The sequence below is a fragment of the Streptomyces sp. NPDC041068 genome (assembly GCF_040647455.1).
Lineage (GTDB): Bacteria > Actinomycetota > Actinomycetes > Streptomycetales > Streptomycetaceae > Streptomyces.
Map to the genome: position 1 here is coordinate 304,261 of NZ_JBEZCG010000013.1, position 11,918 is coordinate 316,178.

General features: G+C 70.7%; 10 protein-coding genes. 4 read left to right on the forward strand and 6 right to left on the reverse strand.

From position 1 onward, the window contains the following. Positions 1–13: 13 nt before the first annotated feature. Positions 14–1,387: an FAD-dependent monooxygenase gene (locus AB0B50_RS29520; RefSeq protein ID WP_362338491.1), complete on the reverse strand. Its 1,374-nt coding sequence runs from the start codon at positions 1,385–1,387 to the stop codon at positions 14–16. 537 nt (positions 1,388–1,924) lie between these two features. Here AB0B50_RS29520 and AB0B50_RS29525 point away from each other — a divergent pair. The 3 genes from AB0B50_RS29525 to AB0B50_RS29535 are packed head-to-tail and all read left to right on the forward strand — an operon-like array spanning position 1,925 to position 5,602. Further along, positions 1,925–3,337 carry a family 2B encapsulin nanocompartment shell protein gene (locus tag AB0B50_RS29525; protein ID WP_362338494.1) on the forward strand — a complete coding sequence of 471 codons (1,413 nt, stop codon included), beginning with the start codon at positions 1,925–1,927 and terminating at the stop codon, positions 3,335–3,337. Between the two features lie 35 nt (positions 3,338–3,372). Then, on the forward strand, positions 3,373–4,698 hold the full coding sequence (locus AB0B50_RS29530) for a family 2 encapsulin nanocompartment cargo protein terpene cyclase (RefSeq protein ID WP_362338497.1): 1,326 nt from the start codon (positions 3,373–3,375) through the stop codon (positions 4,696–4,698). A gap of 16 nt (positions 4,699–4,714) precedes the next feature. Then, positions 4,715–5,602 (forward strand): geranyl diphosphate 2-C-methyltransferase, encoded by an 888-nt coding sequence (locus tag AB0B50_RS29535; RefSeq protein ID WP_362338500.1) that lies wholly within the window; start codon positions 4,715–4,717, stop codon positions 5,600–5,602. 95 nt (positions 5,603–5,697) lie between these two features. On the opposite strand, the gene AB0B50_RS29540 is transcribed toward AB0B50_RS29535, so the two are convergent. From AB0B50_RS29540 to AB0B50_RS29560, 5 genes are all read right to left on the reverse strand, one after another. After that, complete coding sequence (locus AB0B50_RS29540; protein ID WP_362338503.1) at positions 5,698–5,826, reverse strand: hypothetical protein; 129 nt, start codon at positions 5,824–5,826, stop codon at positions 5,698–5,700. Between the two features lie 108 nt (positions 5,827–5,934). Further along, positions 5,935–8,001, reverse strand: coding sequence for an iron ABC transporter permease (locus tag AB0B50_RS29545; protein WP_362338506.1), 2,067 nt, complete (start codon positions 7,999–8,001; stop codon positions 5,935–5,937). A gap of 4 nt (positions 8,002–8,005) precedes the next feature. After that, positions 8,006–8,986: an iron-siderophore ABC transporter substrate-binding protein gene (locus AB0B50_RS29550; protein ID WP_362338509.1), complete on the reverse strand. Its 981-nt coding sequence runs from the start codon at positions 8,984–8,986 to the stop codon at positions 8,006–8,008. Then, positions 8,983–9,843, reverse strand: coding sequence for an ABC transporter ATP-binding protein (locus AB0B50_RS29555; RefSeq protein WP_362338512.1), 861 nt, complete (start codon positions 9,841–9,843; stop codon positions 8,983–8,985). The genes AB0B50_RS29550 and AB0B50_RS29555 overlap by 4 nt, the downstream gene beginning before the upstream one ends. A 154-nt stretch (positions 9,844–9,997) precedes the next feature. Next, positions 9,998–10,579 (reverse strand): helix-turn-helix domain-containing protein, encoded by a 582-nt coding sequence (locus AB0B50_RS29560; protein WP_362338515.1) that lies wholly within the window; start codon positions 10,577–10,579, stop codon positions 9,998–10,000. Between the two features lie 187 nt (positions 10,580–10,766). Here AB0B50_RS29560 and AB0B50_RS29565 point away from each other — a divergent pair, with 187 nt between their 5' ends. Then, positions 10,767–11,891 carry an agmatine deiminase family protein gene (locus tag AB0B50_RS29565; RefSeq protein ID WP_362338518.1) on the forward strand — a complete coding sequence of 375 codons (1,125 nt, stop codon included), beginning with the start codon at positions 10,767–10,769 and terminating at the stop codon, positions 11,889–11,891. Positions 11,892–11,918: the final 27 nt, after the last annotated feature.

Below are 11,918 nucleotides of genomic sequence, written 5' to 3' on the forward strand. Positions count from 1 at the left end.
CCCTGCCTCCGGTTCAGTTCCGTCGCCGCGTGAGCGCGCGGCGCACCACCTTGCCGAGGACCGCCGGGCGGAACAGCAGGGACGGTGGGGCCGACATGTTCAGGACCCTGACGAAGCGGGCCCATACGTCCGGGCGGCGCACGGCCAGCGCGAAGACATGCTGGTTGTACCAGTGGGCGAAGCGGGCCGACAGCGGTTGGCCGGCGGGGGCCCACATCAGGTCCGAGCTGGTGGCCATCGTCCAGGGGACCTGGATGACACGGGCCGCTGCGCGCTGGTAGGCACGGCTGAGGCCGTCGAGTCCTGCCGCGTCGGCCCGGCGGTCGCGCAGCAGGCGGCCGAGCAGCTCCGCTTCGAGGGCGGCGACCGTGAGGCCTTGTCCGTACGCCGGGTTGAACACGCACAGCGAGTCGCCGACCGCGATCAGGCGCTCCGGCCAGCGGGCGTTCTTGTGGTGCAGGCGCCATTCGTTGCCGGGGTTGGTGTAGCGGTGGATCTCTCCCTGCCGGGTGCCGCGCTTGATCTGTTCGGCGAGCCGGGGGTTGCCGAGGCTGTGGGCAAAGTCGAGGTAGCCCTCGTCGTCGGTGGGCGGCACGTGCTCGTCGACGCCGAGCAGCGAGCACATCCAGCGGTGGTGCTCCACGGCGAGGATCACCCCGCCGCGCGGTACACCGGGCGCGAAGGCCATCTGGTAGGCGACGTCGAAGTCCTGGGTGTCCCCCGGCGGGCGCTCGTAGCACGCGGAGGTGTAGGTGATCTTCGCCTTGATGGTGTTCTTGGCGGACACCGGCAGCCGCGCGTCGGCCAGCCAGCGGTCGACGGACGTGGCACGGCCCGATGCGTCGACGACCAGGTCGGCGGTGACGTCGACCGATTCGTCGGCGCCGTCGGTGCGGTAGCGCACCCGGTCCAGGCGGCCGGGGGTGTCGGACGTGACCGTCTCGCAGCGGGTCGCCGAAAGGATTCGTACGGTCGGCAGGTCCAACACCCTGTGTCGCAGGCGCCGTTCGAGCTCGTCGCGGGTGAAGGTCTGGATGGACACACCGACCTTCGCGGTCGGCGCGAAGCCGGTCGGCAGCAGGAAGCTGATCCGCTCGCCGTAGTCGAAGACGGGCGCGCCCAGTTCGGCGAGCTCCGCCCGCAGCCCGGGGAACAGCACCTCCAGCGCTTCGCCGCCCCGGGCGAGCATGGCGTGCGCGTGGTAGCCCTGCGGGACGTGGGGATGCACCCCCGTGTCCGAGGCCACCGGGTCGCGCTCCAGGACGAGCACCTCGGCGAAGTGATCGGCCAGGACTCTCGCGGTCACGAGCCCGGCGTAACCGCCGCCGACGACGACCGCACGCCCCCACCGGGTGCCGGGCGGCGAGTTGTCCTGGTTCTTGGCCATGAGCGGTCCTGTTCCTCTCGGCTCGGCTCCCCCGCGACGCGGGTCCGCCACCTCGCCCGGCGCCTGCCCGCACCGGTGGTCCACGGAGTATGGAGCAAGGCGTGCCGTGCCCCGGCCGAGTTCCGTCGCGTTTCTGACGTCGCGCCTCGAGGTCCGCAGTGACGCATGTGGAGGGATGCGGCAGCGGGCGGGACCCGGCCCGTCGGCTCGATCGCCCGTGACGGCCCTGGTGTACGGGGATTCGGCGGGCCCCGGGGCCATCGGTCGCGCACCGTGGACGACCCGGCGGGAGTGCCGGAAGGCGCCGCCAATCACGGCTGAATCCTGCCGGTACCCGGGCAAACATCGCGCGGGCGCGATCATCGTATCGAGTTAATGTCCACGGCTTTCCTTGGCCCGGCGGGCGAAACGGCCACTACTGTTCCGCTGGATCTCGACGGATTCCCCGTCACATACCACCTTTCTCCACTGTTGCCTGGCTACGTCCATTGACGTCCGCATACGTGAGTATTGCTTTTACCAAGGAGAGCTCGCCCGATGACTGTTGACTCGAGCCCGGAGACACGCCTCGAGCCGCCCCGGCAATCCAGCCTGGGCACGGCGGCCGCCCGCAACCTCGCCACCACGACGAAGTCCGCACCGCAGATGCAGGAGATCACCTCCCGCTGGCTGCTGAGGATGCTTCCCTGGGTGGAGACCAAGGGTGGCGCCTACCGGGTGAACCGCCGCCTGAACTACACCGTCGGCGACGGGACCGTGGAGTTCGTCCAGGACGGCGCCACGGTCCGGGTCATCCCCCGCGAACTCGGCGAACTGGCCGTGCTGCGCGGCTTCGACGACGTGGACGTGCTGACGGCCATCGCCGACCGGTGCGTCCAGCGCGACTTCGAGGTCGGCGAGACGCTGGTCGTGCGCGGGGCGCCCGCGGACCAGCTGCACCTGATCGCCCACGGTCGCATCAGCCAGACCACCGTGGGCAGTTACGGCGACGAGGTCGCCCTGGACGTGCTCGCGGACGGCGACCAGTTCGGCGAGCACACCCTGCTGGACGAGGACGCCCGGTGGGAGCAGACCGCCACCGCCGAGACCTCGGGCACCCTGTTGACCCTGTCGCGCGCCGACTTCGCGGCCGTGCTCTCCATGGCGCCCGGACTGCGGGAGCACCTGGAGGAGTTCAGGTCGCGTGCCCAGCGCCGCCAGAACCATCGCGGCGAGGCGGAGATCGCGATGTCGGCCGGCCACACCGGCGAGCACGCGCTGCCCGGCGCGTTCGTCGACTACGAACTCAAGCCGCGCGAGTACGAACTCTCGGTCGCGCAGACCATCCTGCGGATCCACACGAGGGTCTCCGACCTCTACAACGGCCCGATGGACCAGACGAAGGAGCAACTCCGGCTCACCATCGAGGCGTTGCGGGAGCGCCAGGAGCACGAGCTGGTCAACAACCGGGAGTTCGGCCTGCTCCACAACGCCGACTTCAAGCAGCGCATCCAGCCGCACTCCGGGCCGCCCACCCCGGACGACCTGGACGAACTGCTCTGCCGGCGCCGCGGTTCCAAGCTCTTCCTCGCGCACCCCAAGACGATCGCGGCGATCGGGCGCGAGTTCAACGCGCGCGGGATCTACCCGGACCACGTCGACCTCGGCGGTCAGCAGGTGCCCGCCTGGCGCGGGGTGCCGATCCTCCCGTGCAACAAGATCCCCATCACCGAGGAGAAGACCAGCTCGATCCTGTGCATGCGTACGGGCGAGGACAACCAGGGCGTCATCGGTCTGCACCAGACCGGCCTGCCGGACGAGTACGAGCCGGGGCTCTCGGTCCGCTTCATGGGGCTCAACGAACAGGCCATCACGTCCTATCTCGTCACCACGTACTACTCCGCCGCCATCCTCGTGCCGGACGCGGTCGGCGTCCTGGAGAACGTGCAGATCGCCCGCTGGCCCAGGTAGTGGCCCCGGTCGCCCACCCCACCAAGGAGCCCTGGATGCCCGCGCCCGATCCGACACCACCGCAGTCGAGCCTGCCTCAGGCCGCTGCCCGCTTCGGGGCACATGTCCTCGCCGACGCAGCGGCCCGCGCCTGCGACATCACGGCCGCCTTCGGCGGACCACCCACCGTGCCCTCACCGACGGGCGTGCCCGAGCGGCCGTCCGTGCCCGAGCCGCCGTCCATGCCCTCGGCGCCCGCCCTGGCCGCACCGACCGTCCCCGTGCCGGACGCCGACCTGGCACGGATCCTGCGCGGCCCCAGCGGCCTGGGCACGGAGGGGCTGCACCTGACTCCGCGCAAGGAGACCCCGCCGCTCCCGGAGGCGTCGGCGGCCGCCGAGGAAGGCACACCCATCCCCGGCCTCTACCACCACCCGGTCCCCACCCCCGACCCGGTGCGCGTCGAGGAGGTCAGCCGCAGGATCAAGTCCTGGGCACTGGACGAGGTCTCCCTGTATCCAGAGGACTGGGAGGACCAGTTCGACGGCTTCTCCGTGGGCCGCTACATGGTCGCCTGCCATCCGGACGCGCCCACGATCGACCACCTGATGATCGCCACCCGCCTGATGGTGGCCGAGAACGCCGTGGACGACTGCTACTGCGAGGACCACGGCGGCTCGCCCGTCGGCCTCGGCGAACGCCTGCTCCTCGCGCATACCGCCCTCGACCCCCTGCACACGACGCGGGAGTACGAGCCGGGGTGGGCGAAGTCCCTCCACGCGGACGCGCCCCGGCGCGCCTACCGCTCCGCCATGGAGTACTTCGTCCGGATGGGCACCCCCTCCCAGGCCGACCGGTTCCGGCACGACATGGCACGGCTGCACCTCGGCTACCTCGCCGAAGCCGCCTGGGCCCAGCTGGACCACGTACCCGAGGTCTGGGAGTACCTGGCGATGCGCCAGTTCAACAACTTCCGCCCCTGCCCCACCATCACCGACACCGTCGGCGGCTACGAACTGCCGATGGACCTGCACGCCCAGCCGGCCATGCAGAAGGTCATCGCACTCGCGGGGAACGCGACGACCATCGTGAACGACCTGTACTCGTACACGAAGGAACTCGACGCTCCCGGGCGGCACTTGAACCTGCCCGTCGTGATCGCCGAACGTGAGGGACTCTCCGACCGGGACGCGTATCTGAAGTCGGTCGAGGTCCACAACGACCTCATGCACGACTTCGAGAGCGAAGCCGCGTCCCTCGCCGCCGCCTGCCCCGTCCCGAGCGTGCAGCGCTTCCTGCGCGGCGTGGCCGCGTGGGTCGACGGCAACCACTACTGGCACCGGACCAACACCTATCGCTACAGCTTGCCCGACTTCTGGTAAGAGAATGGATTCCTCTGTGACCCACACCGAACTCAGCGCCACTTCCACCGGTACTCCCCTGCGGATCCCCGGCCCGGCGACGCCCTACCAGGGGGACATCGCCCGCTACTGGGACGGGGAGGCCCGGCCCGTGAACCTGCGTCTCGGCGATGTCGACGGTCTCTACCACCACCACTACGGCATCGGGGAGGTCGATCACGCCGCCCTCGGCCATCCCGAGGACAGCGAGAGCGAGAAGAAGCTGATCGCGGAGTTGCACCGACTGGAGTCCGCTCAGGCGGAGTTGCTCCTGGAGCACCTCGGTGACATCGGGAGCGACGACACCCTGGTGGACGCGGGCTGCGGGCGCGGCGGCTCGATGGTGATGGCGCACCAGCGCTTCGGATGTTCGGTCGAAGGCGTCACCCTCTCGGCCAAGCAGGCCGAGTTCGCCAACCGGCGCGCCCAGGAACTCCGTATCCAGGACCATGTGCGCGCCCGCGTCTGCAACATGCTCGCCACGCCCTTCGAGACCGGGCAGGCCGCGGCCTCGTGGAACAACGAGTCGAGCATGTACGTCGACCTGAACGACCTCTTCGCCGAACACTCCCGCGTGCTCGCGGTCGGCGGTCGTTACGTGACCATCACCGGCTGCTGGAATCCGCGGTACGGGCAGCCCTCGAAGTGGGTCTCCCAGATCAACGCGCACTTCGAGTGCAACATCCACTCGCGCCGGGAGTACCTGCGCGCCATGGCGGACAACCGCCTCGTGCCGCAGGCCGTCATCGACCTCACGCCCGACACGCTGCCGTACTGGGAGCTGCGGGCCACCTCGTCACTGGTGACGGGGATCGAGGACGCGTTCATCAACTCCTACAAGGACAGGTCCTTCCAGTACGTGCTGATCGCGGCCGACCGGGTCTGACGCCCGCGAGCGGCACCTGATCAAGTCGGGCGCCCGGAGGGGACGTTGCCCTCCGGGCGCCCGGCTCATGGGTGCCAGGAGTGCACGCGGGCGTGTCAGTAGTGCACACGGGCTCCGACCGTGCGGTGGTCGGAGTGGTCGAGTGCGTTGTTGTCGCCGTCGCCCGTGATCACCTCGTCGGCCCGGTCGCCCTCGTCGAACGTCGGGACGACCACATCGGTCATCCCGGGCAGGGCGCCGCCCGGCTTCCGGCCTGTGTGAGGCGTGCGCTCCGCCGCTCCGGCGTTCGGGCGTGGGCGACTTCCGGCCGTGAGCCGTCCCGACGTCGTCCCCTATCGGCGGCTGCGCACGAGAAGGTAGAGGAAGTACGGCGTACCGATCACGGCCGTCATGAGCCCGGCGCCCAGCTGGGCCGGTGCGATCACCGTGCGGCCCACCAGGTCGGCGGTGCACACGAGGATCGCGCCGAGGAGCACGGCGACCGGCACCACCCGCACGTGCTGACGCCCGACCAGGGCGCGGGCCGCGTGCGGTGCGACGAGGCCGACGAAGCCGATCGTGCCTGCGGCGGCCACGGCCGTGGCGCTCAGCAGGACACTGAGGACGAGGAAGCCGAGGCGGCCGCGGCTCAGGTTCAGGCCGAGAAGTCTCGGCGTGTCCTCGTCGAGGGAGACCAGGTCGAGTTCGGTGCGCCGGGTGACCGCGAGGGCCAGGCTCACGACGAGCACGATCGCGAGGGGCACCACGTCGGGCAGGGTCCGCCCGTAGGTGGAGCCCGCGAGCCAGGTGAGCGCCTTGGTCGCGTTGAACGGGTCGGTGAGGATGATCAGCATGCTGATGATCGCCGCGGAACCGGTGGCGACGCCGAAGCCGACGAGGACGAGGCGGTTCTGCTGGAATCCGCCCCGCGCCGCGAGTCCGAAGACGATGACCGAGCCGATCGCGGCGCCCGCGAAAGCCCCCGCCGCGATGCTCCACGAACCGGCGGTGGGCACGGTCGTCACGAGCAGGACGGCGCCCACCGCGGCGGCGTTGGTCACGCCCAGCACGCCCGGTTCCGCCAGGGGGTTGCGCGTCACGGCCTGGATGAGCGTGCCGGCGAGGGCGAGGGCGGCTCCCGCGAGGAGGGCGGCGGTGACGCGCGGCACCCGGGTGTCCAGGACGAAGGAGACGGTCTGACCGGCCCTGCCCTGCGCCCAGTTGACCACGTCGCCGAGGAGCAGCTTGCTGTCGCCGATGAGTACGGCGGCGACGGCAAAGCCGATCAGGACGGCCACCAGGACGACGGTCGTGACGACGAAGACGGTCCTGCTGCGGATGCGCAGCCGGTCGGCGGGGGCAGCGCCCGCCGTGTCCTTGGCCCGTGCGGCCATGACGATCAGGAAGACGGCGCCGACCAGGCTGGTGACGACGCCGGTCGGTACGGCGACCGCCGTGTCCGAGGGCACGGCGGCGCGCAGCAGCACGTCGGAGCCGAGCACCAGGGCCGCGCCGGTCAGGCCCGCGAACGGCAGCCGCGCGCGGGACCGGGTGAAGGCACGGAACCTGCGGGCGAGCGGGCGGACGAGGGCGGGCGCGCACAGGCCGACGAAGCCGACCGGCCCGGCGAGGGTGACGGCGGCGGTGGAGAGCAGCGCGGCGAGCACGACGGCGACGACGCGGGTGGAGCGGACGGGCACACCGACGCCGTGCGCGGCGTCGTCACCGAGGGCCAGCGCGTCGACCCTGCGGGCGATCAGGACGAGACCGACCAGGCCTACGACGGCGATCGGCAGCATCTGCAGGACACCGTCGAAGCCGTTCTGCGCGATGCTCCCCTGGTTCCACTTGTAGAGGCCCTCCGTCTCGTGCGGGAACAGCAGGAGCAGGCCCTCGGTGACGGCGAGGAGGCCGAGGGTCAGGGAGCTGCCCGCGAGGACGAGCCGCACCGTGCCCGCGCCGAGCCCCGAGAGGCCGAGGACCACGGCCGCCGCTGCGAGGCCGCCGACGAAGGCGATGCCGGAGGAGGCGAGGAACGGCAGCGAGACTCCGGTGGCGGCCGCGATGCCGAGTGCCACGTAGGAGCCCGCGTTGACGGCGAGCGTGTCGGGCGAGGCGAGGACGTTGCGGCTGACCGCCTGCAGGGCCGCGCCCGCCATGCCGAGCACGGCGCCGACGAGCAGTCCGGCGGTCATCCGCGGCAGCCGCGATGCGATGACGACGGACGCGTCGGAGGTGTCGGCGCTGCCGGTGAGTGCCTTCCACACCTCGGACGGGCCGACGGCGGCCGTGCCCTGTGTGATGTCCACGACCGCGAGGGCCGCGACGAGGAGAACCAGTGCGGCCGTCACCGCGGCCGCGCCCGTACGAGCGGCGGCTGTCGACGGACGGGTGGCGGGGGTGGTTGCGGTGACGGCCATGGTGTTACTTCTTCAGCGCCTCGACGACCGAGTCGACGTAACTGTTCATCGACTCGGGGCCGCCGAACATCCAGATGCCGTCGGGCAGCCGGTGCACGTCGCCCTTCTTCACGAACGGCAGGGACGTCCAGACCTTGTCCTTCTTCAGGACGCCGGTGAAGGGGTTGCTGCCCTTGTCGCCGTCGTTGCCGATGTAGGCGAACTGCACGTCCTTGTCGAGCTCGGTCAGGCCCTCGACGTCGGTGGAGCCGAGGCCGTACGCCTTGTCGCCCTTGACCTTCCAGTCGTTCTTCAGGCCGAGCTTCTCGTTGACGGCGCCGATCAGCGAACCGCTGGTGTACGGGCGGATCGAGGTCTGGTTGCCGGTGACGTAGCCGTCGGCGAAGGCGACCTTCGCGCCGCCGCGTCCGGCGTCGGCGAGCTTCTTCTTGCCCTCGGCGAGCTTCGCCTCGAAGTCCTTCTTGAGCTTCGTGGCCTGCTCGGTGGTGCCGGTGGCCTTGGCCAGGAGGTCGAGGTTCTCGGTCATCTGGCCGATCGGGTCCGCGGCGTCGGCGGGGCGCAGGTTGATGACCGGGGCGATCTTGCGCATCTGCTTCACTGCGGCGGCCGGCAGATCGGTCGTCGCGACGATCAGGTCGGGCTTCAGGGACGCGATGGTGTCCATGCTCGGCTCACCGCGCGTGCCGACGTCCTTGGGGTCGTTCTTCAGCGGGACGGCGGTGTCCCACGTCTTGTAGCCCTTGACGTCGGCGACGCCGGTCGGGGCGACGCCCAGGGATATCAGGCTCTCGACCGCGTTCCACTCGGTGCCGACGACCTTCTTGGCGGGGCCGTTCAGCTTCACCTTCGTGCCGGTGCCGTCGGTGAGGGTGATCGACTCGGCGTTCTTCTTCGCGTCGTCGGCTGCGGGCTCGGTGGTGCCGCAGGACGTCAGGGCGAGGGCCGCGGTGGTGGCGGCCGCCGCGGTGATCAGGAGGCGTCTCATGAGGTGGTGCTGAGCCTTTCGCTTCGCGAGTGGTGGCGGCCGATGGCGCGGGTGCGCAGGCGGCCGGTGAGGGGGTCGGAGTCGACTTCGATGCGGATGCCGTACGTGTCGGTGAGCCGCTCCGGCGTCAGGACGTCTTCGGGTTCGCCGTCCGCGACGATCCGTCCCGCGTCGAGGAGGAGGATCCGGTCGGCGATGGCGGCGGCCTGGTCGAGGTCGTGCAGGACCGCTCCGACGGCGATCCCGTGGTCGTCCGCCAGGTCCCGCATGAGGTCCAGGAGTTCGACCTGGTAGCGCAGGTCGAGGTGGTTCGTCGGCTCGTCGAGCAGCAGTACGCCCGTCTCCTGGGCGAGGCAGCCGGCGAGCCAGACGCGCTGGAGCTGTCCGCCGGAGAGGTGCTCGGCCCCGCGTTCGGCGAGGTCCTCGACGCCCGTCATGGCGAGCGCGCGGTCGACGGCGGCCCGGCCGCCGGGGTCGGCCTTGCCCCAGCGGCCCCGGTGCGGGTAGCGCCCGAACTCGACGACGTCCCGTACCGTCAGGCCGCTGGGGGTGGGGCGCCCTTGCGTGAGCAGGGCGACGTGGCGCGAGAACTCGCGGGGGCCGAGGGCGAGGCCGTCGGTGTCTCCGTCGATGACGAGGGTGGCGGCCCTGGCGCGCTGCAGCCGTGCGAGCGTGCGCAGCAGGGTGGACTTGCCGCTGCCGTTCGGGCCCACGAGGACGGTCACCTCGCCCGGCCGCAGCGTCATCGAGGCGTCGTGGACGACGTCGACGCCGTCGTACGCCACGGTGACGCCCGTGGCCGAGAGTTCATGACCTTGGGGGCCCGTGGCCGCGGTGGTCTCATCGCCTACATGCACGCCGCAGAGGTTAGCCTAACCTTATTGAGCGGTGAAACAGGCCCCTGCGTAACGCCCTCGCCCGGCGCCCACAAGGGGGAACTCGGCCAGGCCGCACCCGAACCGCAGCTTCATGGACCGGCACGCCACTGACTGGATTTTCAGTCGTGGCCGACTACTTCTCCCCCAGCAGCGCCAGCTCGGCATCGATGGCGCCGCGCATCAGGTCCCGCGCGTGGTCGATGTGCAGTCCGCCGCTGAGCCAGCGCATGCTGAGCCCTTCGAGCAGGGCGGTGAGCCGCTCCCCCGCCGCGGCCAAGGCGGGCGCGGGGGCCATGGGCCGCACCCGGCCGAGCAGGGCCGCCACCTCCTGGACCCACACCAGGGTGGCCCTCGCGAGGTCCTCCCGCAGCACTTCGTCGAAGACCGCGCTCGCCCGCAGCTCCCCCCAGGCGGAGCTGTTCTCCCTGACCTCCGGGGCGTCCTGCAGCTCCAGGAGGAGCATCTCCTCCAGCTCCTCGCGCGGGGCGAGCGGTTCGGCGTCGGCCGCGCGGTCCGTCGTGTAGCGCTCGGCGCGGTCGTTGATGAACTCCAGCGTGTGACGCAGGATCCCGGTGCGGTCCTTGAAGTGGTAGTAAATGAGCCCGGTCGAGACGCCCGCCTCGGCGGCGAGCTCTTCGACGCGCAGGCCGCGCACGCCGCGACGGGCGATGAGCCGTGCGGCAGCTTCCAGGATCTGAGTGGTGCGAGGCGCCATGCGTCCGAACCCTACCGGCCCGTTCCCTGCCCAGTGATCTCGTACGACTGACGACCGAACCTTCTTTGACTGAATTTTCAGTCCGTGTCACAGTCGAGATCAGACGAGCGGCAGAGCCGAGGCGGGCGCTCGTCGCGCGCCGCACCACGGCGACGGCTAGCTTGACCTCACACGATCGGAGCTCACCGTGTCCTCCCTCTTCCCTTCCCGCCGCTCGGCCCTCCGGGGCCTCGCCGGAATCGGCGCCGTCGTCCTCGGCGGCTCCGCGTGCGGTCCCGGCGCCGAAGCCGCAGCCACCGAAGGGCTCCGCATGGGTGCCGAGTGGGAGAGCCACGCGCGGACCTTCATGTCGTGGCCCGCCCTGGAGTCGGTGTGGGAGGAGGACCTTCCCTACGTACGCGAGGACATCGCCCGTATCGCCCGTGCCATCGCGGAGTACGAGTACGTCGTGATGATGGCCCGGCCCGAACAGGTGAAGGCCGCCCGGAAGGCGTGCGGGCGCGACGTCGAGGTGATCCCGCTGGCCGTCGACGACCTGTGGGCCCGCGACACCGTGCCCGTCTTCGTCGAGGACGACGGCAAGGTCACGGGCGTCGACTTCAACTTCAACGGATGGGGCAACAAGCAGGAGCACACCAACGACGCCGAGGTGGGCCGCGCCCTCCTGGAGAAGTACGACATCCCGCGCAGGAAGGCGCCCCTGGTCTCCGAGGGCGGCTCCTTCGAGACCGACGGCGAGGGCACGCTCCTCATCACCGAGAGCTCGATCGTCAACGACAACCGCAACCGCGGGAAGAGCCGGGAGCAGATCGAGGCCGAGCTCAAGCAGACCCTGGGCATCAAGAAGGTGATCTGGCTGGCGGGCGTGCGCGGCCAGGACATCACCGACGCGCACGTGGACAGCCTCGTCCGCTTCACCGGGCCCGGCGTGGTGCTCCTCGACAGGGCGCACCCGGACACGCCCGCCGACTCCTGGTCCCGGGCGGCCGACCAGGCCAAGGCCGTGCTCAGCAAGGCGACCGACGCGAAGGGGCGGCCCTTCGAGATCGTCGATCTGCCGCAGCCCGACCTGTACGAGATCACCGGCGAGGGCGACGACTTCGTGTCGACGTACGCGAACTTCTACGTCGCCAACAACTCGGTGTTCATGCCCAGGTTCGGGGACAGGAAGGCCGACAAGCGGGCCGAGGGCATCCTGCAGGAGCACTTCCCCAAGCGCGACATCGTGCCGGTCCGGATCGACACCATCGCCTCCGGCGGTGGCGGCATCCACTGCTCCACGCACGACGAGCCCGGCAAGCCGGTCGACTGAGCCCGGCCCCACCCCACGGAACGGCTG